At 63.8% G+C, this 23,182-nt stretch carries 23 protein-coding genes; 11 read left to right on the top strand and 12 right to left on the bottom strand.

Going from position 1 to position 23,182, the window contains the following annotated elements; translation table 11 throughout:
• Nucleotides 1-400 precede the first annotated feature (400 nt).
• Nucleotides 401-3,163 (bottom strand): DNA polymerase I, encoded by a 2,763-nt coding sequence (gene polA / locus J7573_RS04295; RefSeq protein ID WP_294326057.1) that lies wholly within the window; start codon nucleotides 3,161-3,163, stop codon nucleotides 401-403.
• A gap of 74 nt (nucleotides 3,164-3,237) precedes the next feature.
• Here polA and J7573_RS04290 point away from each other — a divergent pair, with 74 nt between their 5' ends.
• Together J7573_RS04290 and J7573_RS04285 are read left to right on the top strand one after the other, a co-directional pair.
• Nucleotides 3,238-3,525, top strand: coding sequence for a DUF2782 domain-containing protein (locus tag J7573_RS04290; protein ID WP_027917186.1), 288 nt, complete (start codon nucleotides 3,238-3,240; stop codon nucleotides 3,523-3,525).
• Nucleotides 3,526-3,596: 71 nt separating this feature from the next.
• Nucleotides 3,597-4,547 (top strand): homoserine kinase, encoded by a 951-nt coding sequence (locus J7573_RS04285; protein ID WP_294326050.1) that lies wholly within the window; start codon nucleotides 3,597-3,599, stop codon nucleotides 4,545-4,547.
• A gap of 152 nt (nucleotides 4,548-4,699) precedes the next feature.
• Here J7573_RS04285 and J7573_RS04280 read toward each other — a convergent pair whose 3' ends face one another.
• A complete protein-coding gene (locus tag J7573_RS04280; protein ID WP_294326048.1) occupies nucleotides 4,700-5,656 on the bottom strand; it encodes a zinc ABC transporter substrate-binding protein in 957 nt (318 codons plus the stop codon).
• 18 nt (nucleotides 5,657-5,674) lie between these two features.
• On the opposite strand from J7573_RS04280, the gene zur reads away from it, so the two are divergent.
• The 4 genes from zur (at nucleotide 5,675) to J7573_RS04260 (ending at nucleotide 8,540) form a co-directional block, all read left to right on the top strand.
• Complete coding sequence (zur, locus tag J7573_RS04275) at nucleotides 5,675-6,160, top strand: zinc uptake transcriptional repressor Zur (RefSeq protein ID WP_110639512.1); 486 nt, start codon at nucleotides 5,675-5,677, stop codon at nucleotides 6,158-6,160.
• Nucleotides 6,157-6,930 carry a zinc ABC transporter ATP-binding protein ZnuC gene (znuC, locus tag J7573_RS04270; RefSeq protein WP_060483860.1) on the top strand — a complete coding sequence of 258 codons (774 nt, stop codon included), beginning with the start codon at nucleotides 6,157-6,159 and terminating at the stop codon, nucleotides 6,928-6,930. Before zur ends, znuC begins: the two co-directional genes overlap by 4 nt.
• On the top strand, nucleotides 6,923-7,705 hold the full coding sequence (znuB, locus tag J7573_RS04265) for a zinc ABC transporter permease subunit ZnuB (RefSeq protein WP_294326039.1): 783 nt from the start codon (nucleotides 6,923-6,925) through the stop codon (nucleotides 7,703-7,705). The genes znuC and znuB overlap by 8 nt, the downstream gene beginning before the upstream one ends.
• A gap of 127 nt (nucleotides 7,706-7,832) precedes the next feature.
• A complete protein-coding gene (locus J7573_RS04260) occupies nucleotides 7,833-8,540 on the top strand; it encodes a PA5502 family lipoprotein (protein ID WP_294326037.1) in 708 nt (235 codons plus the stop codon).
• Between the two features lie 105 nt (nucleotides 8,541-8,645).
• Here J7573_RS04260 and katE read toward each other — a convergent pair whose 3' ends face one another.
• On the bottom strand, nucleotides 8,646-10,775 hold the full coding sequence (gene katE / locus J7573_RS04255; RefSeq protein WP_294326036.1) for a catalase HPII: 2,130 nt from the start codon (nucleotides 10,773-10,775) through the stop codon (nucleotides 8,646-8,648).
• 226 nt (nucleotides 10,776-11,001) lie between these two features.
• Here katE and J7573_RS04250 point away from each other — a divergent pair, with 226 nt between their 5' ends.
• From J7573_RS04250 to J7573_RS04240, 3 genes are all read left to right on the top strand, one after another.
• Nucleotides 11,002-12,009, top strand: a complete 1,008-nt coding sequence (locus J7573_RS04250) for a methionine ABC transporter ATP-binding protein (protein ID WP_294326034.1) — start codon at nucleotides 11,002-11,004, stop codon at nucleotides 12,007-12,009.
• Complete coding sequence (locus J7573_RS04245; RefSeq protein WP_010951513.1) at nucleotides 12,009-12,680, top strand: methionine ABC transporter permease; 672 nt, start codon at nucleotides 12,009-12,011, stop codon at nucleotides 12,678-12,680. Before J7573_RS04250 ends, J7573_RS04245 begins: the two co-directional genes overlap by 1 nt.
• A gap of 64 nt (nucleotides 12,681-12,744) precedes the next feature.
• Nucleotides 12,745-13,518, top strand: coding sequence for a MetQ/NlpA family ABC transporter substrate-binding protein (locus tag J7573_RS04240; RefSeq protein WP_294326005.1), 774 nt, complete (start codon nucleotides 12,745-12,747; stop codon nucleotides 13,516-13,518).
• Nucleotides 13,519-13,611: 93 nt separating this feature from the next.
• On the opposite strand, the gene J7573_RS04235 is transcribed toward J7573_RS04240, so the two are convergent.
• From J7573_RS04235 to J7573_RS04215, 5 genes are read right to left on the bottom strand one after another with little or no spacing between them, the layout of a single operon-like run.
• On the bottom strand, nucleotides 13,612-14,244 hold the full coding sequence (locus J7573_RS04235; RefSeq protein ID WP_294326003.1) for an SCO family protein: 633 nt from the start codon (nucleotides 14,242-14,244) through the stop codon (nucleotides 13,612-13,614).
• Nucleotides 14,241-15,134, bottom strand: coding sequence for a heme o synthase (gene cyoE, locus J7573_RS04230; protein ID WP_294326002.1), 894 nt, complete (start codon nucleotides 15,132-15,134; stop codon nucleotides 14,241-14,243). Before cyoE ends, J7573_RS04235 begins: the two co-directional genes overlap by 4 nt.
• Nucleotides 15,119-16,198 carry a COX15/CtaA family protein gene (locus J7573_RS04225; protein WP_294326000.1) on the bottom strand — a complete coding sequence of 360 codons (1,080 nt, stop codon included), beginning with the start codon at nucleotides 16,196-16,198 and terminating at the stop codon, nucleotides 15,119-15,121. Before J7573_RS04225 ends, cyoE begins: the two co-directional genes overlap by 16 nt.
• A gap of 9 nt (nucleotides 16,199-16,207) precedes the next feature.
• A complete protein-coding gene (locus tag J7573_RS04220) occupies nucleotides 16,208-16,789 on the bottom strand; it encodes a hypothetical protein (RefSeq protein ID WP_294325997.1) in 582 nt (193 codons plus the stop codon).
• Complete coding sequence (locus J7573_RS04215) at nucleotides 16,758-17,495, bottom strand: SURF1 family protein (RefSeq protein ID WP_294325995.1); 738 nt, start codon at nucleotides 17,493-17,495, stop codon at nucleotides 16,758-16,760. The genes J7573_RS04220 and J7573_RS04215 overlap by 32 nt, the downstream gene beginning before the upstream one ends.
• A gap of 63 nt (nucleotides 17,496-17,558) precedes the next feature.
• Between J7573_RS04215 and J7573_RS04210 the strand changes: the two genes are divergently transcribed.
• The gene (locus J7573_RS04210; RefSeq protein ID WP_060507818.1) at nucleotides 17,559-17,762 is read left to right on the top strand and encodes a twin transmembrane helix small protein; all 204 of its coding nucleotides are present in this window, start codon (nucleotides 17,559-17,561) and stop codon (nucleotides 17,760-17,762) included.
• Here the strand turns inward: J7573_RS04210 and J7573_RS04205 are convergent, their stop codons facing one another.
• The 4 genes from J7573_RS04205 to coxB are packed head-to-tail and all read right to left on the bottom strand — an operon-like array spanning nucleotide 17,763 to nucleotide 22,004.
• A complete protein-coding gene (locus J7573_RS04205) occupies nucleotides 17,763-18,650 on the bottom strand; it encodes a cytochrome c oxidase subunit 3 (protein WP_294325991.1) in 888 nt (295 codons plus the stop codon). It abuts the gene before it with no gap.
• A gap of 16 nt (nucleotides 18,651-18,666) precedes the next feature.
• The gene (locus tag J7573_RS04200; protein WP_110639501.1) at nucleotides 18,667-19,233 is read right to left on the bottom strand and encodes a cytochrome c oxidase assembly protein; all 567 of its coding nucleotides are present in this window, start codon (nucleotides 19,231-19,233) and stop codon (nucleotides 18,667-18,669) included.
• A gap of 10 nt (nucleotides 19,234-19,243) precedes the next feature.
• On the bottom strand, nucleotides 19,244-20,833 hold the full coding sequence (gene ctaD, locus J7573_RS04195) for a cytochrome c oxidase subunit I (RefSeq protein ID WP_294325988.1): 1,590 nt from the start codon (nucleotides 20,831-20,833) through the stop codon (nucleotides 19,244-19,246).
• A 43-nt stretch (nucleotides 20,834-20,876) separates the two neighbouring features.
• On the bottom strand, nucleotides 20,877-22,004 hold the full coding sequence (gene coxB / locus J7573_RS04190; protein ID WP_294325986.1) for a cytochrome c oxidase subunit II: 1,128 nt from the start codon (nucleotides 22,002-22,004) through the stop codon (nucleotides 20,877-20,879).
• Between the two features lie 368 nt (nucleotides 22,005-22,372).
• Between coxB and J7573_RS04185 the strand changes: the two genes are divergently transcribed.
• Nucleotides 22,373-23,014 carry a hypothetical protein gene (locus tag J7573_RS04185; RefSeq protein ID WP_294325982.1) on the top strand — a complete coding sequence of 214 codons (642 nt, stop codon included), beginning with the start codon at nucleotides 22,373-22,375 and terminating at the stop codon, nucleotides 23,012-23,014.
• The last annotated feature ends 168 nt before the right edge of the window (nucleotides 23,015-23,182 follow it).

Below are 23,182 nucleotides of genomic sequence, written 5' to 3'. Positions count from 1 at the left end.
CCTGTGGGAGCGGGCGAGCCCGCGAACCTGGGCGAAGCCCAGGCCAGACACCGCGCTGGATTTTTCGCGGGCACGCCCGCTCCCACAGTGTTATTCGCCAGCTGCAAGTCAAATTCCGGGCAAAAAAAACCCCGGACTTCGTATGGGGAGGGGGAAGTTCGGGGTTCAAGTCTGGACCGCTAGGGCGGGGTCCAGGTATCTGCCAACACTTAACACAACATAGGAGCATCGAAAGGCTTCACCAGCCATTCAGTTACTCTGAGTTCCACTTCACCGGTTTAGTTCCGGAGCCCTCAAAACTATTTGCGATAGTTTCATGAAACTGCCGAACTAATGGCATCGAGCCATGCCAGGATCCGCGTCACCACGTCACAGATCCTACACAGCTTTCCCAGCTCAATCAGTGAGCTTCGTCCCAATTCGAACCAACTCCTGCTTCCACCACCAGCGGAACATCCAGCTGCGCGGCGTTGCTCATGTGCGTGCGAATTTCATCTTTCACCTGCTCGACCAGGTCTTCACGCACTTCCAATACCAGTTCGTCGTGCACCTGCAGGATCACCCGTGCATCCAGGCCGCTCTCGCTCAGCCAGTTGTCGACGTTGACCATGGCGCGCTTGATGATGTCGGCGGCGGTGCCCTGCATCGGCGCGTTGATCGCCGTGCGCTCGGCGCCCTTGCGCAGGGCCGGGTTCTTGGCGTTGATGTCCGGCAGGTACAGGCGGCGGCCGAACAGGGTTTCAACGAAGCCTTGCTCGGCTGCCTGGGCGCGGGTGCGCTCCACGTAGGCCAGCACACCCGGGTAGCGGGCGAAGTAGCGGTCGATGTAATCCTGCGACTGCTTGCGGTCGACGCCAATCTGCTTGGCCAGGCCGAACGCACTCATGCCGTAGATCAGGCCGAAGTTGATGGCCTTGGCGCTGCGGCGCTGGTCGGTGGTGACGTCTTCCAGTGCCACGCTGAACACTTCCGCCGCCGTCGCGCGGTGCACATCCAGATCGTTGCGGAAGGCATGCAGCAGGCCTTCGTCCTTGGCCAGGTGGGCCATGATGCGCAGTTCGATCTGCGAATAGTCCGCCGCCAGCAGCTTGTAGCCGGGGCTGGCAACGAAGGCCTGGCGAATGCGCCGACCCTCGGCGGTACGGATCGGGATGTTCTGCAGGTTCGGGTCGCTGGACGACAGGCGCCCGGTGGCGGCCACGGCCTGCTGGTAGGACGTGTGGATACGCCCGGTGCGCGGGTTGATCTGCCCTGGCAGCTTGTCGGTGTAGGTGCTCTTGAGCTTGCTCAGGCTGCGGTACTGCATCAGCACCTCGGGCAGCGGGTAGCCTTGCTCGGCGAGTTCGTCGAGCACCGCTTCGGCGGTGGAAGGCTGGCCCTTGGCGGTCTTGCTCAGTACCGGCATGCCCAGCTTGTCATAGAGGATCGCCCCCAGCTGCTTGGGTGAACCGAGGTTGAACTCCTCGCCGGCCAGCGCATAGGCACGCTGCTCCAGTTCGGCCATCTTCACGCCCAGCTCACCGCTTTGCACCTGCAGCAGCGCGGCATCGACCAGCGCACCCTGGCGCTCGATCTTGGCCAGCACCGGCACCAGCGGCATCTCGATGTCCATCAGTACCGGTTGCACGCTCGGCGTCTGCGCCAGGCGCGCCTGCAGCGCGTGGTGCAGGCGCAGGGTGATGTCGGCGTCCTCGGCGGCGTAGGGGCCGGCCTTGTCCAGGTTGATCTGGTTGAAGGTCAGCTGTTTTGCGCCTTTACCAGCGATGTCCTCGAAGGCGATGGTGGTGTGGTCGAGGTACTTCAGCGCCAGGCTGTCCATGTCATGACGGGTGGCGGTGGAATTGAGCACATACGACTCGAGCATGGTGTCGTAGGCCACGCCGCGCATCTCGATGGCGGGCGAGTTGTTGGCGAGGATGTTGATGTCGTACTTGGCGTTCTGCCCGACCTTGGCCTTGGCCGGGTCTTCCAGCAGCGGCTTCAGCGCCAGCAGCACGGCTTCACGGTCCAGCTGGGCCGGGGCGCCTTCGTAGTCGTGGGCCAGCGGCACATAGGCCGCTTCATGGGGTTCGACCGCGAACGACAGGCCCACCAGCTGCGCCTGCTGGGCGTCCAGGCCGGTAGTTTCGGTGTCGAAGGCGAACAGCGGTGCCTGGCGCAGCTTCTCCAGCCAGGCGTCAAAACGGGCCTGGTCGAGGATGGTTTCGTACTTGGGCTCGACCTTGGCGGCCGGCTCGTCGGCCACCGGGGCCATATCGTCGCCTGCCTTGCTCGCACCGCGCTGAGCATCACGCTGAACTTCAGCGACCCAGCTCTTGAACTCCATTTCGCTGTACAGCGCCAGCAGTGCCTCGCGGTCAGGCTCGCCGCAAACCAACGCCTCGACCTCGACATCCAGCGGCACGTCGCACTTGATGGTGGCCAGCTCGTAGGACAGGAACGCCGAGTCGCGGTGCTCTTCGAGCTTGGCCGGCAGGGTCTTGGCCCCGCGGATGGCCAGGGTCGGGACCTTGTCGAGGTTGGCGTACAGGTCGCTGAGGCCACCGCCGATGCCGGTCAGCAGGCCAACAGCGGTTTTTTCACCGACGCCAGGCACGCCCGGGATGTTGTCGACCTTGTCCCCCATCAGGGCGAGGAAGTCGATGATGTGCTCCGGGCCAACGCCGAACTTTTCGTGCACGCCGGCGACGTCCATCACGCTGCCGGTCATGGTGTTGACCAGGGTAACGTGGCCGTCCACCAGTTGCGCCATGTCCTTGTCGCCGGTCGAGATGATCACCGGCCGGCCCTGGGTCGCGCTGCTGCGGGCGAGGGTGCCGATCACATCATCGGCCTCGACGCCTTCAACGCACAGCAAGGGATAGCCCAGCGCCCGGACGCTGGCGTGCAGCGGCTCGACCTGCACCCGAAGGTCATCAGGCATGCTCGGGCGGTTGGCCTTGTACTCGGCGAACATGGCATCGCGGAAGGTCCCGCCCTTGGCGTCGAAGACCACGGCGAACAGGCTGTCGGGGTATTGCTTGCGCAGGCTCTTGAGCATGTTCAGCACACCCTTGACCGCGCCGGTCGGCATGCCCTTGGACGTGGTCAGCGGCGGCAGCGCATGGAAGGCGCGGTAGAGGTAGGAGGAACCGTCCACCAGGACGAGGGGCGCTTGGCTCATGAGCAGAATCAACCTTTTCGGCGGGTCCGGAGCTAGAATAGCCGGATCAATGACGACAAAGGGACTAGGTTATCATGCGTACACTCAATCGCCTGTTACTGCTCGGCCTGTTGGCAACCATGCCGGTCGTCACCCTGGCGGCGGAAGACGCCCCCTCGGCCGATCCCGAGGTGACCATTCGCACGGAAGGCGATAAAACCATCCAGGAATACCGGCAGAACGGCTTCCTGTATGCGATCAAGATCACGCCGAAAAACGGCAAGCCGTATTTCCTGGTACGCGCCGATGGCACCGATGCCAATTTCATTCGTTCCGACCAACCGGACATGCTGATCCCGTCCTGGAAGATCTTCGAGTGGTAATCTGACGCGCGCACCGTTCACATCAACCCGGCACTTCCCGGCGGAAGTGCCCGTATGGGCATTTTTTCATCATGTCAGTCTTCACCCCCGTGACCCGGCCTGAGCTGGAAACCTTTCTGGCGCCGTACGAGCTGGGCCGTCTGCTCGACTTCCAGGGCATTGCCGCCGGTACCGAGAACAGCAACTTCTTCGTCAGCCTCGAACAGGGTGAGTTCGTCCTGACGCTGGTCGAGCGCGGGCCAGTCGAGGACATGCCGTTCTTCATCGACCTGCTCGACGTGCTGCACGACGCCGACATGCCGGTGCCCTACGCCCTGCGTGACCGTGACGGCAACGCCCTGCGCGAGCTGTGCGGCAAGCCGGCCTTGCTGCAGCCACGGCTGTCGGGCAAGCACATCAAGGCACCGAACCCCCAGCACTGCGCTCAGGTTGGCGAGCTGCTGGCACACATTCACCTGGCCACCCGCGAACGCATCATCGAGCGCCGCACCGACCGTGGCCTGGACTGGATGCTGGCATCGGGTGCCGAACTGCTGCCGCGCCTGAGCCCCGAGCAGGCTGCGCTGCTGCAACCGGCGCTGGACGAGATCACCGCGCACAAGGCGCAGATCCTGGCCTTGCCGCGTGCCAACCTGCACGCTGACCTGTTCCGCGACAACGTGATGTTCGAAGGCACCCACCTGACCGGTGTGATCGACTTCTACAACGCCTGTTCCGGGCCGATGCTGTATGACATCGCCATCACCGTGAACGACTGGTGCCTGGATGACCACGGTGCGATCGATGTGCCACGCGCTCAGGCACTGCTGGGGGCCTATGCGGCGCTGCGGCCGTTTACCGCTGCCGAAGCCGAGCTGTGGCCGGAGATGTTGCGGGTAGGCTGCGTGCGCTTCTGGCTGTCGCGCCTGATTGCCGCGGAGTCGTTTGCCGGGATGGATGTGATGATCCACGACCCGAGCGAGTTCGAGGTGCGTCTGGCGCAGCGCCAGAAGGTGGCGTTGCACCTGCCGTTCGCCCTCTGAACCCAGCTGCGGTCGCTTTTGTAGGAGCGGCCTTGTGTCGCGAAAGGGCTGCGAAGCAGCCCCAGCAAACTATGCCTTGACGCTGGAAATCTGGGGCCGCTGCGCGGCCCTTTCGCGACACAAGGCCGCTCCTACAAGGGCCGTGCCTCGCCTTAGAGTTGTTCCAGGCAGCCTGCGAGGTCACCACCGAGCTTCTCGAGCAAGCGCTCATAGCCCTTGGCATCCACCGGATCGGTGCCACCCAGGGCATCCAGCTCCGCCAAACGTACCGGCAGCCCGACCGTCAGTGTCTCGGCCAGGCGCGGCCGCAGTGGTGGCTCGCTGAACACACAGGTCTTGCCCACTTCCTGCAGGCGCTTGCGCATCGCGGCCACATGCTGTGCGCCCGGCTGCACCTCGGATGCCACACTGAACACGCCAGTGTGCTGCAGGCCATAGGCCGACTCGAAGTAGTCGAACGCTTCATGGAACACGAAGTAAGGCTTGCCGGCGATACCGGCCACCCGCGCCTTGATCCGCGCATCCATGCCATCCAGGCGCTCGGTGAAGGCTTTCAGGTTGCTCTGGTAGCGCGCCGCATTGGCCGGGTCCGCCGCCGCCAGGTCAGCCGCCATCTTCGCCGCAATCACCCGGGCATTGACTGACGACAGCCACAGGTGCGCATCCAGGCTGCCTGGGCGGTGATCGTGGTCATGGTCGTCCTGGTCCGCCTCCTCATGGGAATGGCTGTCCTCGCCAAAGTGGCGCAGCTTCATGCCTGAAAGCGACTGTACGGCCACCGTCGGCTTGCTGCGGCTGCCCAGCACCCGTGGCAGGAAGTTCTCCATGTCGGGGCCGATCCAGTACAGCAGGTCGGCATCGCCGACCTTGCGCACGTCGGACGGGCGCAGGGCGTAGTGGTGCGGCGAAGCGCCCGGCGGCAGCAGCACGTCCGGGTTGCCCACGCCATCCTGCACGGCGGCGGCAATCTGCTGCAGGGGTTTGATACTGGTCAGCACACGCACGTCGGCCTGCGCCGAACAGGCGATGAAAGCGACAAAAAGCACAAGGAATCTGGGCACGATGAATACTCGACTCGTCAGAAACAGGTAACATAATAACGTCTCCATCCAGAACCGTCGCTGCCCATGTCCATCACGCCGCTGGCTCACCGTCCCCACGATCATTCCCATTGCGTGCACAGCGCGCTGTCCGAAGCCGATGCCCTGTGCACGCGCCAAGGCCTGCGCCTGACCGCACTGCGCCGGCGTGTGCTGGAGCTGGTGTGGCAGAGCCACAAGCCGTTGGGCGCCTACGACATCCTTGCCGTGCTCAGTGAACAGGACGGCCGCCGCGCTGCGCCGCCGACCGTGTACCGCGCGCTGGACTTCCTGCTGGAGAACGGCCTGGTACACCGCATCGCGTCGCTCAACGCCTTCATCGGCTGCAGCCACCCGGAGCACGCGCACCAGGGCCAGTTCCTGATCTGCCGCGAATGCCACGTGGCCATCGAGCTTGAGCAGGACAGCATCAGCGACGCCATCATCAACAGCGCCAAGGGCGTGGGCTTCAGCGTCGAAACCCAGACGGTGGAAATCGTCGGCCTGTGCGCCAACTGCCGGAGCGCGGCATGAGCGACGCCCTGATCCGCCTCGAGCAGGTCGGCGTCAGCTTTGGTGGCGAGGCCGTGCTCGACAGCATCGACCTGTCGGTGGCGCCCGGCCAGATCGTCACCCTGATCGGCCCCAACGGTGCCGGCAAGACCACCTTGGTGCGCGCCGTACTCGGGCTGCTCAAGCCGCACCGCGGCAAGGTCTGGCGCAAGCCGAAGCTACGTATCGGCTACATGCCGCAAAAGATCCAGGTGGACGCCACGCTGCCGCTGTCGGTGCTGCGCTTCTTGCGCCTGGTGCCCGGCGTAGACCGCGCGGCTGCCTTGTCGGCGCTGCAGGAAGTGGGCGCCGAACAGGTCATCGACAGCCCTATCCAGACCATTTCCGGCGGCGAGATGCAGCGGGTGCTGCTGGCCCGGGCACTGCTGCGCGAGCCGCAGCTGCTGGTGCTCGACGAGCCGGTTCAAGGTGTCGACGTAGTCGGCCAGACCGAGCTGTACAACCTCATCACCCGCCTGCGCGACCGCCACGGCTGCGGCGTGCTGATGGTCTCCCACGACCTGCACCTGGTGATGAGCGCCACCGATCAGGTGGTCTGCCTGAACCGCCACGTGTGCTGCTCGGGCCACCCCGAGCAGGTCAGCAACGACCCGGCCTTCGTCGAGTTGTTTGGCCAGAATGCCCCGAGCCTGGCTGTCTACCACCACCATCACGACCACAGCCACGACCTGCATGGCTCGGTCGTCGCCCCTGGCGCCCATGTTCACGGAGAGCACTGCAAGCATGGCTGATTTTCTTCTTTACGCCTTGCTTGCGGGCCTTTCCCTGGCAGTGGTAGCGGGCCCGCTCGGCTCGTTCGTGGTGTGGCGGCGCATGGCGTACTTCGGCGACACCCTGTCCCATGCCGCGCTGCTGGGCGTGGCCATGGGCTTCGTGCTGGATGTCAGCCCGGCCCTGGCGGTGACCGTGGGCTGCCTGCTGCTGGCGATCCTGCTGGTGACCTTGCAGCAACGCCAGCCGCTGGCCTCCGATACCCTGCTCGGCATCCTCGCCCCCAGTACCCTGTCGCTGGGCCTGGTGGTGCTGAGTTTCATGCACGACGTGCGCATCGACCTGATGGCCTACCTGTTCGGCGACCTGCTGGCCATCAGCACCACCGACCTGGCCTGGATCCTGGGCGGCAGCGCGCTGGTCCTGCTGCTGCTCGCCGCGCTGTGGCGGCCGTTGCTGGCGGTCACCGTGCACGAGGAACTGGCCATGGTCGAAGGCCTGCCGGTAGCGGGCCTGCGCATGGCGCTGATGCTGCTGATCGCCGTGGTCATTGCCGTGGCCATGAAGATCGTCGGCGTGCTGCTGATCACCTCGCTGCTGATCATTCCCGCCGCTGCCGCCCAGCGCCACGCCCGCTCGCCAGAGCAGATGGCACTGGGTGCCAGCCTGCTCGGCATTACCGCCGTGTGCGGCGGCCTGGCCATGTCCTGGTTCAAGGACACCCCGGCCGGGCCGTCGATCGTGGTCTGCGCGGCAGTGCTATTCTTGCTGAGCCTGGCCCTGCCAAAACGCTGAAAACCGGGGTGCACAGAGTTGCACCCTGCAACCTTTTCACCGGTAAAGGGTCTGTAAGACTTATTTTCGAGCGTGCGCACCTGGGTGTAGACTTGCTCGCTTTTTGCGCAAATAGAGAGTCGCAGGAATGAAGCCGTTCGCATCCCGTTATCTGCTTGTTGCCGCGTTTTCCCTGTTCCTGGCCGCGTGTTCCAGCGCGCCGGTGGAGCAGGCCGATGCACCTGCCCAAGCCGATGCCTGGCAGCAGCTGCAACAGAGTATCGCCAGCAACGAGCTGGCCACCGCCGAAGACCAGCTGGCTGCCCTGCAGGCGCAGTCACCGGATGACGCACGCCTGGAACAAAACCAGCGCCAGCTGGCCGAGGCCTACCTGAAACGCAGCCAGATCGTGCTGCAGAAGGGTGACGTCAATGCCGCCGCCACCGCCCTGGCCCGCGCCCGGGCGCTGATGCCGCAGGCACCGGCCGTGACCGGCGGCGATGCCGTGACCCAGGCGCGCAAGGCCGAGCTGGAGAAGGCCGAAGCGGCCTTGAAGGCGGCTGAGGCCAAGCCCCAGGCGCGGGTGATCGACCCGACGGCACCGAGCACGGTGATCGCGCTGAAGACCACCGACATCCGGGCGATGCGTCGCCAGCTCGACGAAATTGCCAAGGACGTGGTCAATTACCAGTGTGACGTGGTGTTCCAGGTACCCCGTACTCAGGATGCGCCCTGGCTGAAGAGCCTGCTGGAGAAGCGCGTGCACAAGCTCGACAGCGGGTTCCAGTTGAAGCAGAAGCATGAGATTCAGCGGTCGATGCCGGCACAGGTGGTGTTGGTCCCGCATCAGCGATAAAAGCTTTCGCGGGCAAGCCCGCTCCCACAGGTACGGCGCAAGCACCAAGGCCTGTGCAACCCCTGTAGGAGCTGGCTTGCCTGCGATGGGCTGCGAAGCAGCCCCCTAGGCCGGTACAGCCTCTGCAGCTGCTTCCCTTTCCCACACCCGATGCCCCTCTACTGCTTTGACAAAGGCACCCACGCTCTTCTGCTCATCCCCCAGCAACAATCCCTTGTCTTCCTTGAGCCCCAGGCTGCTCAGCAAGTCCTTGGTCAACACCATTGCCTTGAGGTGCTTGTAGCCCTCCAGCAGGAAGTGCTTGGCCACCCCACTTGAAGCCAAGGCCTTGTCCACCCCCTTGGGCACCACAATCCCGTCGAACATGATCGACGGCATCCCCTCCATCGACGCATCGACCGGCAACGGCTTGCCGTCCGCCGTTTTCACCGGCGCCGAAGTCGGGCCCAGCAGCATCGGCCGAGCACTTTTGGCCTCCAGCGCCTTGACCAGCTTGTCGACACTCGCAGCCTCCACGCCCTCGGCCACCAGCACGGCGATCTTGCGCCCCTTGATCCCGACATCACCGGGGTGGCTCATCTGGCTCAACGCCTTGGACTGCGCGGGTTTGCCGCCTTTCACCTGCACCCTGCCCTGCTTCGGCGCCGGCAGCCCGAGGTTGGCTGCCACCGCCGTTGCCAGTTTCAGGTCGATGTTGGCGAGGATCTCGTTCACCTCGCGCTGGCGAATGGTCTCGCGCTCCACCTTGCCCAGCTCGAAGCTGTAGGCCTTGATAATGTGCTGCTGCTCGGTCGGGCTCATGCTCTGGAAGAACAGCCGCGCCTGGGAGAAGTGGTCGCCGAACGATTCGCTGCGCTGGCGGATCTTGTGCGCATCGATACGCTCCTGATAGCTCTCGAAGCCGCCGTCCTGCGCGGCGGGCGGCGTCTCTTTGGGCCAGCCGCCATCGATGGAGTTAGGCTCGTACGAAGCCCGGCCCTTGTCGATGGTCATGCGGTGCATGGCGTCGCGCTGGCTGCTGTGGTTCGGCGCCACCGGCCGGTTGATCGGGATTTCATGGAAGTTGGGGCCGCCAAGGCGGCTGATCTGGGTGTCGGTGTAAGAGAACAACCGGCCCTGCAGCAACGGGTCGTTGCTGAAGTCGATGCCAGGCACGATATGCCCCGGGCAGAAGGCCACTTGCTCGGTCTCGGCGAAAAAGTTGTCTGGGTTGCGGTCGAGCACCATCTTGCCCAGCTTGGTCACCGGCACCAGCTCCTCGGGAATCAGCTTGGTCGGGTCGAGCAGGTCGAAGTCGAACCTGTGCTCGTCGGCTTCCGGCACGATCTGCACGCCCAGCTCCCATTCGGGGTAATCACCGGTCTCGATCGCCTCCCAGAGGTCGCGGCGGTGGTAGTCAGTGTCCTTGCCTGCAAGCTTCTGCGCCTCGTCCCACAGCACCGAGTGCACACCCTGGCGCGGTTTCCAGTGGAACTTGACGAAACTGGCCACGCCCTCGGTATTGATCATGCGGAAGGTGTGCACGCCAAAGCCTTCCATCATCCGCAAGCTGCGCGGAATGGCGCGGTCGGACATGGCCCAGATCACCATGTGCGCGGACTCCGGCACCAGCGAGACAAAGTCCCAGAAGGTATCGTGGGCCGAACCACCGGTAGGCATCTCGTTGTGCGGCTCGGGTTTGACCGCATGCACGAAGTCGGGGAACTTGATCGCGTCCTGGATGAAGAACACCGGCATGTTGTTGCCAACCAGGTCGAAATTGCCCTCATCGGTGTAGAACTTGACGGCAAAGCCGCGGACATCGCGCACTGTGTCGGCAGAGCCACGAGGCCCCTGCACCGTGGAAAAGCGCACGAACACCGGGGTGATCTTTTCAGGGTCCTGCAGGAAACCGGCCTTGGTCAGCTCGGCATGGCAGCCGTAGCTCTGGAAGTATCCGTGGGCCCCGGTGCCGCGGGCGTGGACGATGCGTTCAGGGATGCGTTCATGGTCGAAGTGGGTGATCTTCTCGCGCAGGATGAAGTCTTCGAGCAGCGAGGCCCCGCGCGCGCCGGCCTTGAGGCTGTTCTGGTTGTCGGCAATCTTCACCCCCTGGTTGGTGCGCAGTGCCTGGCCGGTAGCGTCACTGCGGAACGTTTCCAGGCTCTGCAGCTTGGCATTGGTGTTGGCCCGGTCAGGGGTCTGGGTGCCAGCGGCCTCGCTGTGTTTGGGCGCGTCCGTTTTCTTGCTGGGCATGGTCGGCTCTCCTCGTCAGTCTTCAGGCGTGCCCCTGTCGGGCTTGTGCAAGTAGTGACTGGAGGGCTTTGTCGAGCGTTCAATCAGAATTACCGGTTGTCGCGATATGCCCGAAAGATTGGTGCATTACGAAATAAATGCTAAGAACAGCTATGGGAAAAGGCTAAAATGCGCGACCTCAGCTAACCGCTGCCCCACATTCCATGCGCCCCACAAGGTTCGCTACGTGATCGAGTTCCAACAGGTACATAAGACCTACCGCGTTGCCGGTAGGGAAATCCCCGCATTGAATCCGACCAGCCTGACCATTGAAAATGGCCAGGTGTTCGGCCTGATCGGCCATTCCGGCGCCGGCAAGAGCACCATGCTGCGCCTGATCAACCGCCTCGAAGAGCCTTCCGGCGGCACGATCATCGTCGACGGCGAAGACGTCACCGCGTTCAACGCCAGCCAGCTGCGCGGCTTCCGCCAGCAGGTCGGGATGATCTTCCAGCACTTCAACCTGCTGGCGTCCAAGACTGTCGCCGACAACGTTGCCCTGCCGCTGACCCTGGCCGGTGAGCTGTCGCGCAGCGAGATCGACAAGCGGGTTACCGAGCTGCTGGCCCGCGTGGGCCTTTCGGACCACGCCAAGAAGTACCCGGCGCAGTTGTCCGGCGGCCAGAAACAGCGCGTCGGCATCGCCCGCGCCCTTTCGACCAACCCGAAGATCCTGCTGTGCGACGAAGCCACCAGCGCCCTCGACCCGCAGACCACCGCTTCGGTGCTGCAGCTGCTGGCCGAGATCAACCGTGAGCTGAAGCTGACCATCGTGCTGATCACCCACGAAATGGACGTGATCCGCCGTGTCTGCGACCGCGTGGCGGTGATGGATGCCGGCCAGATCGTCGAGCAAGGCCCGGTGGCCGATGTGTTCCTGCACCCGCAGCATCCAACCACCAAGCGTTTCGTCCAGGAAGATGAACAGGTCGACGAAGGCGAGCAACGCGACGACTTCGCCCACGTGCCAGGCCGTATCGTGCGCCTGACCTTCCAGGGCGACGCTACCTACGCCCCGCTGCTGGGCACCGTGGCCCGCGAAACCGGCGTGGACTACAGCATCCTCGCCGGGCGTATCGACCGCATCAAGGATGTCCCCTATGGCCAGCTCACCCTCGCCCTGATCGGCGGGGACATGGAAGCGGCGTTCGCCCGCTTCAAGGCAGCTGACGTACATATGGAGGTACTGCGTTGATGGACGCCCTGAATTTCTTCGCCAACGTCGACTGGGCCGAAATCTGGCTGGCCACCGTCGATACCATGATCATGCTGTTCGGCTCGCTGTTCTTCACCGTGCTGCTGGGCCTGCCACTGGGCGTGCTGCTGTTCCTCTGCGGGCCGAAGCAGATGTTCGAGCAGAAGGGCGTGTATGCACTGCTGTCGCTGGTGGTCAACATCCTGCGCTCGCTGCCGTTCATCATCCTGCTGATCGTGATGATCCCGTTCACCGTGCTGATCACCGGCACCTCGCTGGGCGTCGCCGGCGCCATCCCGCCGCTGGTGGTGGGTGCCACGCCGTTCTTCGCGCGCCTGGTGGAAACCGCCCTGCGTGAAGTGGACCGCGGCATCATCGAGGCCACCCAGTCGATGGGCGCCACCACTCGCCAGATCATCACCAGTGCACTGCTGCCGGAGGCCCGTCCGGGCATCTTCGCGGCGATTACCGTCACCGCCATCACCCTGGTGTCGTACACCGCCATGGCCGGCGTGGTCGGCGCTGGCGGCCTGGGCGACCTGGCCATCCGCTTCGGTTACCAGCGTTTCCAGACCGACGTGATGGTCGTGACCGTGGTGCTGCTGCTGGTACTGGTTCAAGTCCTGCAGAGCGTGGGCGACAAACTGGTCGTGCATTTTTCCCGTAAGTAACCCCAATGGGGTCGGCCCGGCCGACCCGTTCGGGGGCCGTCGCGGCCCTCACAAGGAGTGATTCATGAAGAAGCTGCTTGCTGTTGTCGCCGCTGTCGCGGCCTTCTCGGCCAACGCCGCCGAAACCCTAACCGTCGCCGCCACCCCGGTGCCGCACGCCGAGATCCTCAACTTCGTCAAACCTCAGCTGGCGAAAGAGGGCGTGGACCTGAAGGTCAAGGAATTCACCGACTACATCCAGCCGAACGTGCAAGTGGCCGAGAAGCGCCTGGACGCCAACTTCTTCCAGCACCAGCCGTACCTGGATGAGTTCAACAAGGCCAAGGGCACCAACCTGGTCAGCGTTGCCGGCGTGCACATCGAGCCGCTGGGCGTGTACTCGACCAAGATCAAGAAGCTCGACGAGCTGTCCTCCGGCGCCACCGTGGTCATCCCCAACGACGCCACCAACGGCGGCCGCGCCCTGCTGCTGCTGGACAAGGCCGGCGTGATCAAGCTGAAGGACAACACCAACATCCTGTCGACCGTGAAGGACGTTGCCGAAAACCCGAAAAGCGTGAAGTTCCGTGAGCTGGAAGCGGCCACCATCCCGCGCGTGCTGACCCAGGTCGATATCGCCCTGATCAACACCAACTACGCGCTGGAAGCCAAGCTGAACCCGGAGAAAGACGCCCTGGCCATCGAAGGCAAAGACTCGCCGTACGTGAACATCCTGGTTGCCCGCCCGGACAACAAGGACTCGGACGCGATGAAGAAGCTGGCTGCTGCACTGCACTCGCCTGAGGTGAAGCAGTTCATCAACGAGAAGTACAAAGGCGCTGTGGTGCCGGCGTTCTAAGCCGAACAATCGCGCAGGATTCTTCGCGGGGCAAGCCCGCTCCTACATTCCCCTGTAGGAGCGGGCTTGCCCCGCGAAGCTTTTAAAGCCCCATCAATCCCGCTTGACCAGCCCAGGCAGTTGCGCCCCCAGCTTCTGGTTGTTGAACGGCGCACGAATGAACCCGCGCTGACGCCCATCCGGCCCGACGACCGCCAGGTTGCCGCTGTGATCCACGGTGTACCCCGGCTTGCTGGTATCCGCTGGAATGAACGGAATGCTCAAGGCATTGGCCAGCTTCTGGGTATCTTCGATCGACCCCGCCACTCCGACGAAATCCTTGTCGAAATAGCCCAGGTACTGCTTCAGCTGGTTCGGTGTATCGCGGTTCGGGTCCACGCTCACCAGCACCACCTGCAACCGGTCCACGGCCTCCTTGGGCAGCTCGCTCTTCACCTGGCGCAGCTGGGCCAGGGTGGTCGGGCAGATGTCCGGGCAGTAGGTATAGCCGAAGAACAGCAGCGACCATTTGCCCTTCAGGTCGTCCAGCTGCACCGGCTGGCCATCCTGGTTGGTCATGGTCACGTCGGCCACCGCGCGGCTCTGCGGCAGCAGGATGATGCCGGCATCGATCAGCTCGGTCGGGTTCAGCTGGCCCCGTTCACTGAGCACCTTGTTGACGGTAAGGCCCAGGATCAGCGCGACCAGGGCGACGAGGATGAAGACGGTTTTCTGGGTTCGGGTCATAGAGTCAGCAACAGGTAGTGGTCAACGAGCAACGCGATGAACAGCGCGAACAGGTAGCCGATGGAGTACTTGAAGGTGCCGATCGCCGCGTGCGGCTGGCTGCCACGGTACAACACCCAGGCCCATTGCAGGAAGCGCAGGCCCAGTGCCAGGGCGCAGGCCAGGTACAACAGGCCGCTCATGTGGATGGCAAACGGCAGCAGGCTCACTGCCAGCAATATCAGGCTGTACAGCAGAATATGCAGCTTGGTGTAACGCTCGCCATGGGTAACCGGCAGCATCGGGATATCGGCCTTGGCGTACTCTTCCTTGCGGTGGATGGCCAACGCCCAGAAGTGCGGTGGCGTCCAGGCAAAGATGATCAGTACCAGCAGCAAGGGCTCGGCGCTGACATGGCCGCTCACTGCGACCCAGCCCAGCAGCGGTGGCGCGGCGCCGGCCAGCCCACCGATGACGATGTTCTGTGGTGTGGCACGCTTGAGAAAGCCGGTGTAGAGCACCGCATAGCCGAGTAAGGACGCCAGGGTCAGCCAGGCGGTGAGGGCGTTGGTGAACACCAGCAGCAGGGGCATGCCAAGCAGCGCCAGGGCCAGGGCGAACAGCAATGCCGGCAACGGCTCGACCCGGCCCTGGGCCAATGGGCGCTTGTGGGTACGCGCCATCAGCGCGTCGATGCGCCGGTCCACCACGTGGTTGACCACTGCCGCGCTGCCCGCGCACAAGGCGATACCCAGGTTGCCAAACAGCAGCACGCTCCAGCTGACCCCGGCGCGGGTTGCCAGGAACATGCCCGCCAGCGAGGTGATCAGCATCAGCACCACCACCTTGGGCTTGGTCAGCTCCAGGTAATCGCGCCAAACGGCACGCCGTGCGCTCAGAAGCGTCGCCACGAATCGTTCCTCATGTGATGGTTGATGCTCACTCCGGCTACAGGCCGCAGGCGCCAGCCCTGCCCGACGCCGACACGGACCTTGTCGACCACGCGGATGCGGTAGTTCACCAGCACCATGCTCAGCAGCAGCAATGCCCCACCCGCGTTATGCGCGACGGCCACGGCCAGCGGCAGGTGGAACAGCACATTGCTGATCCCCAGGCCGACTTGCACGGCCAACGCCAGCAGCACCAGCCGCGACAGGCCAGTAAGGCCACAGCGGTGCAGCTTCCAGCTGAGCATCAGCAGCACACAGGTCACCAACAGCGCGCCCAGGCGGTGGCTGATGTGGATGGCCGTGCGCGCATCGCTGTCGAGTTGCCCGCCCAGGTAGTTGGGGCCGACGTGCTGGCTAAGGTGGAAGCCGTTGCTGAAGTCGGCCGCCGGCCACCACTGGCCATGGCAGGTGGGCAGGTCGATGCAGGCGACCGCCGCATAGTTGGCACTGACCCAGCCGCCCAGGGCGATCTGGCCGATCACCACCAGTAAGGCCAATGCGGCTATCCGCCGCAGGCTGAGCGGCAATTTTGGCAAGGGCGCAAAGGCCCGGGACAGACGCAGGGACAGCAGAAACAGCAGGCTCAGGGTGGTGAAGCCACCCAGCAGGTGCGCAGTAACCACTTGCGGCCACAGCTTGAGGGTGACGGTCCACATGCCAAACGCTGCCTGCGCCAGCACCACGCCCAGCAACAGCAGGGGCAGGCGATAAGGCTGGCCATCGCGGGCATGTCGGCGCAGCGCCTGCAGGGCGAGCAGGGCGATCACCACGGCGAGGGTGCCGGCGAAGTAGCGATGGACCATCTCGGCCCAGCCCTTGGCCTCTACCACCGGGTGGTCCGGGAAGTGCAGCCCGGCATGGGCCAGCTGCGATTCGCTGCTGGGCACACTGATGAAACCATAGCAACCCGGCCAGTCGGGGCAGCCGAGCCCGGCGTGGGTCAGGCGGGTGTAGGCACCGAGCAGGACGACCAGCAGTGCCAGCAGGGTGGCGAACACAGCGATGCGGAATCCGGGTCTGGCCATGGCAGGCTCCTAGCCGATGTTGGACAGCTTGAGCAGGTGACGCAGGTCATCGAGCACGTGCTTGCCGTTGACCTTGCCGTCGTAGCGCAGCACCAGGTTGCCGTGCGGGTCGACGATCCACAGTTGCGGGCCGGTTTCGCCGACCTTCTGCAGGTAGCGCTGGGCATCCAGTGGGTAGCGTTGCAGCTGTGGATACTCACGCCCCAGCAGCGCCTGATAGTCGCTGGCCAGTGGCTGGGCGGCAGCCAAGGCGTGGCTGGCACGGCTGGCGTCGCGGCCCAGGCCGACCTGGATCTGGCGCACCAGATACACCAGGCGCTGGCATTCCTCGGCGCAGGCCTCGGGCGCGCTGACCAGCAGTTGCCAGCGTTCGTCCTCGCCGGCAATGCCGATATCGGCGCGGCTCTCGCCGTTGCCGATCATCGCGCCGTGGTAGCTGCGGCCGTCCGGTACCCAGAACTGGAGCTTGTACATGCAGGTAGCCAGGATCATCGGCCCGAGCACCACCAGCAGGATCAGAATCAGCTGCAAACGCCCGCGGGCTGTGGGTTTGCCACGCTTAGGCACGCTCAGTGGAGGGGCGGTGGCCATGCTGTTTCTCCTTGTTGTTGTGCCAGCCGAAGTAGAGGTAGAGCAGCACCAGCGCAGTGGCCAGGGCGAACCACTGCACGGCGTAACCGAGGTGTTTTTCCGGGCCCATGGCGACGACCGGCCAGTCCAGCCGATAAGCAGCCGGGCCGGGCTCCAGGCGTACTTCATGGGCGAAGCCTTCACGATCGAGCTGCTGCCACACTTGCGCAGCGTCGACCGCAGTGAGCAGGTGCGGCCATTGCCCCCCGACCGGGTCGGGGTGCAGCTGGAAGGTGCTGCCCGGTGCCACATACACCGACGCGTTCAGCGCCAGTACCTGGTCGGGGGTGTCGAAATGCACCGGCACGCGGCGGTCTGGCCACGGCATCCAGCCGCGGTTGACCAGCAGCCAGAGGCCACTGGCCTGGTCATGGAAGGGTTGCAGCAGCTCGACGCCGGCCTGGCCGTCACGTATGCGGTTGTCCAGCAACACGCTGTGCTCGGTGTCGAAGCGGCCATAGAGATGCACACGGCGGAAGGCAGTGTCCTGGGTCTGCTGCAACTGGGTGGTGGCCAGCGGGGCATCGACCTCACGCTGGGCATAGGTCTCCAGCAATACGCGCTTCTCTTCGGCCCGGCCGAGTTGCCAGCAGCCAAGCGCGATCAGCCCCGGCAGCAGCGCAAGCACCACCAGGGTCGGTATCCAGCCTGGGCGAAAGCGCCTCATCGCAGCCTCGCCGGGCCAATCGCTATACTTATCCACATCACCGCATCCCCCCGGAGTATCGCCATGCTCAAGGCCGCGATTGTCCTGATGCTGTTGGCCACGGTTGCCAGCCTGTTCAGTGGCCTGGTGTTTCTGGTCAAGGACGATGAAAACTCGACCCGCCTGCTGAAAGCCCTGACCGTGCGGGTGGCCCTCGCCACCCTGACCATCGGCCTGGTCGCCTGGGGTTTCATCAGTGGTCAGCTGGTGTCTCACGCACCGTTCTGATCACAGCACATACACAAAGATGAACAGCCCCACCCACACCACATCGACGAAGTGCCAGTACCAGCTCGCCGCCTCGAAACCGAAGTGCTTGTCGGGGTTGAAGTGCCCGCGCAGGATGCGCACGAACATCACGATCAGGATGATCGTGCCCAAGGTCACGTGGGCCCCGTGGAAACCCGTGAGCATGAAGAAGGTCGCGCCATAGATGCCCGAGCCCAGGGTCAGCCCCAGCTTGGTGTAGGCCTCGTGGTACTCGTAGGCCTGCAGCGTGATGAAGCTGATACCCAGCAGGATGGTCAACGCCATCCAGAATTTCAGCGGGCCACGATGGTCACGGCGCAGGGCGTGGTGAGCGATGGTGATGGTCACGCTGGAGCTGACCAGCAGGATGGTGTTGATCAGCGGCAGGTGCCACGGGTTGATCACTTCCTTGGGCGGCGGGAACAGTTTCGGGTCCGGTGTGTGCAGCAACGGCCAGGCGAACTCGAAGCTCGGCCACAGCATGTGGGCGATGCCCTTGTGCCCCTCACCGCCCAACCAGGGCCCGGCCAGTACACGCACGTAGAACAGCGCGCCGAAGAAGGCCATGAAGAACATCACTTCCGAGAAGATGAACCAGCTCATGCCCCAGCGGAACGAGCGGTCCAGCTGCGGGCTGTACAGCCCGGCACGGCTTTCGCGGACCACCGAGCCGAACCAGCCAAACAGCATGTAGGCCAGGAACAGCGCGCCGACGAAGAAGATCAGCGGCCCGTGCGAGGACGGGTGGCCGGCCTTGATGTCGTTGAACCAGGTGCCCAGGCCGAACACCGTGATGAACATGCCGATGGTGGCGATGATCGGCCACTTGCTCTGCGCCGGAACGTAGTAGTGCTCATGACTTGCCATTGCTGTTCTCCTTCCCTCAACGGGCGCCCTGGACGTCCTGTACCGCGGCATGGGCGACCGGCGGATGACGCGCAGTGATGTCGAACAAGGTGTAAGCCAGTGTCAGGTGCTTCACGCTTTCCGGCAGGTCGCGGTCGACGATGAAGCGCACCGGCATCTCGATGCGTTCGCCGGGCTGCAGCACCTGCTGGGTAAAGCAGAAGCACTCGGTCTTGTGGAAATACGCCGCGGCCTCGGCCGGGGTGATGCTGGGTATCGCTTGCGCACTCATCGGCCGGTTGGTCGGGTTGTGCGCGACGAAGATCATCTGGTTCACCGCCCCCGGGTTGACCTCGAGCTCGTCGCCCTTGGAATAGAAGTCCCAGACCATGTCGGCGGCATTGGTCGACATGAACTGCACCCGCACCGAACGCGTCGGGTCGCTGACCTGGCTGCCTTCGTACTGCCCGCCCGTCTTGCCGTTGATGCCGAAGGCCTTGCACATCACGTCATACATCGGCACCAGGGCAAAACCGAAGCCGAACATCACCACCGTCAGCAGCAGCAGGCGAGTAACCAGGCGCTTGAGCGACGAGCCTTTCATGGCGGCGCTCCTACTTCACTTCCGGTGGCGTCTGGAAGGTGTGGTAAGGCGCCGGCGAGGGGATCGACCATTCAAGGCCCTCGGCGCCATCCCAGGGCTTGGCCGGGGCGGGTGCGCCGCCACGGATGCACTTGATGACGATGAACAGGAAGAACAGCTGCGTGGTGCCGAACAGGAAGGCACCGATCGACGACACCATGTTGAAGTCGGCGAACTGCAGGTTGTAGTCGGGGATACGCCGTGGCATGCCGGCCAGCCCCACGAAGTGCATGGGGAAGAAGGCCATGTTCATGCCGATGAACGACAGCCAGAAGTGCAGCTTGCCGAGGGTTTCGTCATACATGTGGCCGGTCCATTTCGGCAGCCAGTAGTAGGCCGAGGCAAAGATGCCGAAGATCGCCCCCGGCACCAGCACATAGTGGAAGTGCGCCACCACGAAGTAGGTGTCGTGGTACTGGAAGTCCGCCGGGGCGATGGCCAGCATCAGCCCGGAGAAACCACCGATGGTGAACAGGATGACGAAGGCGATGGCGAACAGCATCGGCGTCTCGAAGCTGAGCGAGCCTTCCCACATGGTGCTGACCCAGTTGAACACCTTCACCCCGGTAGGCACGGCGATGAGCATGGTGGCGTACATGAAGAACAGCTCGCCAACCACCGGGATGCCGACCACGAACATGTGGTGGGCCCAGACGATGAACGACAGGAAGGCAATCGCGCCGGTGGCGTAGACCATCGAGGTGTAGCCGAACAGCGGCTTGCGCGAGAACGCCGGGATGATCGAGCTGACCGCGCCGAAGGCCGGCAGGATCATGATGTACACCTCGGGGTGGCCGAAGAACCAGAACACATGCTGGAACAACACCGGGTCACCGCCACCGGCGGCGCTGAAGAAGCTGGTACCGAAGTGGATGTCCATCAGCATCATGGTCACCACGCCGGCCAGCACCGGCATCACCGCGATCAGCAGGAACGCAGTGATCAGCCAGGTCCAGACGAACAGCGGCATCTTCATCAGGGTCATGCCCGGGGCGCGCAGGTTGAGGATGGTGGCGATCACGTTGATCGCGCCCATGATCGAGCTGATGCCCATCAGGTGGATGGCGAAGATGAAGAAGGTCACGCTGGCTGGCGCATAGGTGGTCGACAGCGGGGCGTAGAAGGTCCAGCCGAAGTTCGGACCGCCGCCGGGGCTGAACAGGGTCGAAACCAGTAGCAGGAAAGCCGCCGGCAGTAGCCAGAAGCTGAAGTTGTTCATCCGCGGCAGGGCCATGTCGGGCGCGCCGATCATCAGCGGGATCATCCAGTTGGCCAGCCCGACGAAGGCCGGCATCACGGCGCCGAACACCATGATCAGGCCATGCATGGTGGTCATCTGGTTGAAGAACGCCGGCTCGACGATCTGCAGCCCGGGCTGGAACAACTCGGCGCGGATCACCATGGCGAACGAGCCACCGAGCAGGAACATCGTGAAGGCGAACCACAGGTACATCGTGCCGATGTCCTTGTGGTTGGTGGTCAGCACCCAGCGCATCAGGCCCTTGGCCGGGCCGTGGGCGTGGTCATGGCCGTGGGCGTGGTCGTCGATCACTGCACTCATGTCCTGTCTCCTGCAATCCGCTGATTGCCGCGCAAAACCCGGTTCACTTGGCTTCTGCCTGCTTGAGCGCCAGCACGTCCTTCGGCGTGACCATGTCGCCCTTGTTGTTGCCCCAGGCGTTGCGCTCGTAGGTGACCACGGCGGCGATGTCGACTTCCGAGAGCTGCTTGCCGAACGCGGCCATCGCCGTGCCCGGGCGGCCGTGGTACACCGTGCTCAGGTGCTCTTCCTTCGGCCCGGTGGCCACTTTCGACCCCTTGAGCGCCGGGAACATCGGTGGCAGGCCCTGGCCTTCGGCCTGGTGACAGGCCACGCAGGTGGTGTGGTAGACCTTGTCGCCACGCTCGACCAGTTCTTCGAGGGTCCAGTCCTTGCTGGTCAGTTCCTTGAGCTTGGCCGCCTCGGCCTTGCGCTCGCCGAGCCAGGTGTCGTAGTCGGCCTTGGACTTGACCTCCACCACCACCGGCATGAAGCCATGGTCCTTGCCGCACAGCTCGGTGCACTGGCCGCGGTAGATTCCGGGCTTCTCGATACGGGTCCAGGCTTCGTTGACGAAGCCGGGAATGGCGTCGCGCTTGACCGCGAAGGCCGGCACCCACCAGGAGTGGATGACGTCGGCGGCGGTTACCAGGAAGCGCACCTTGGCACCCACCGGCAGCACCAGCGGCTGGTCGACTTCAAGCAGGTAGTGCTCGTCCTTGGGTGCCTTGTTGTGGATCTGATCGGCGGGTGTGGCCAGGTTGCTGAAGAACTCCACGTCCTGGCCCAGGTATTTGTAGTGCCATTTCCATTGGTAGCCGGTGACCTGGATGTCGATGTCCGACTCGCTGGCGTCATAGATGTCGATCAGGGTCTTGGTGGCCGGAATGGCCATGGCCACCAGAATCAGGAAGGGCACGATGGTCCAGAGGATTTCCACCCAGGTGTGCTCGTGGAAATGCGCTGGCTGCTGGCCGGTGGAACGGCGGTGGATGACCATGGACCAGAACATCGCACCGAAAACCACGATGCCGATGATCACGCAGATCCAGAAGATCGTCATGTGCAGGTCGAACACAGCGTTGGAGACTTCCGTCGCCCCCGGGTGCATGTTCACGGTCCAGGCAGCGTTGGCCTGACCAAAAACCGACCACAACAGGAGGCCCATCCAGACATGTGGATGTCGCATCATTGCGGGTTCCCCTTCTCGTTCTTGTAGTCCCGGAGGCGTGGCCTGCGGCAAGAGGGAACGGCGGTCAAGACTGCCTGGCTTCGACGACCGAGCCCCTGCAAAAGCAGTCGGGCCTCATCAACGAATCACGTTCAACGGGAGTATAGACAGCGACCAACGGCACGCAACGGCACCGGTGAAATGAACTTCGCGAAATAAGGAAAAGCCTGCAAAGGTGCGGACTTGAAGGGTTGTGGCAAAATAGTGGCGCCGCGATATATCAAAGTGCGCACACGTTTGCGGGGTTTATAACAAATGCGTCTTAGGTATTCTGTATACCGAGCTAATTTAGTGTCTTCCGTTTGAAACGTCTTGTCCCTGGAGTTGTCATGAACATCGCTGCTGTACGCGAGCAGATTAGCCAAGCCCACGATCACGAAGGCCGTACCGGCCAATTGAAAGAGCGTCTCGAGCTGCAACTGCCTCACCTGCACCCCTCGATCCAACTGCCTGAGCAGGACGCCCAGGGTACTTTGGCGCGCTTCGTCAGCGCTTACATCGATCAAGTTCCGGAGCTGCTGGAAGCCGCCCACGACGTGGCCCGCGAAGCGGGAATCGAATCCCAGATCAAACCTGTGCTGAAAATTGCCGAGGCCTATTTCCTGCAGCCGCCGAGCGTGATGCAGGGGCATGTGGGGCTCGATTGCCTGCTGGATGAAGCCTACCTGGCGCACCGCCTGGTGGAGGAGGTCAACGACCTGTATATCCGCCACTTCCAGCAACCGCTGATCCCGGTCGACACCACGGTGGCCAACCTGATCGCCCACCAGCTGATTGGTGAAACCTTCGCCAACCAGCTTGATGAAGTGGTGCACCACTCGGTGGACGAGATGCTCGATGACGATAGCTTTGCCGCCGAATCGGTCGAGGCCTATCGCGACACCCTGTGCAGCCCGGAAACCGGCGCCGCCTGGAAGCGCTGGCCCTGCCTGTCGCGCCAGCTGGGCGTGGAGTTGGGCCAGCCGGCCTGATTGAACCTGTCCCGGCCTCTTCGCGGGCACGCCCGCTCCCACAGGTACTGCACAGCCTTCGAGAACTGTGCAAATCCTGTGGGAGCGGGCGTGCCCGCGAAGAGGCCGGGACAGGTTCAATCAGGCCGGCTGGCCCAACTCCACGCCCAGCTGGCGCGACAGGCAGGG

The organism is Pseudomonas sp., assembly GCF_017744435.1.
Classification (GTDB): Bacteria; Pseudomonadota; Gammaproteobacteria; order Pseudomonadales; family Pseudomonadaceae; genus Aquipseudomonas.
Note: the sequence above shows the minus strand (reverse complement) of the source record. Positions and strands in the feature narration are given on the sequence as shown.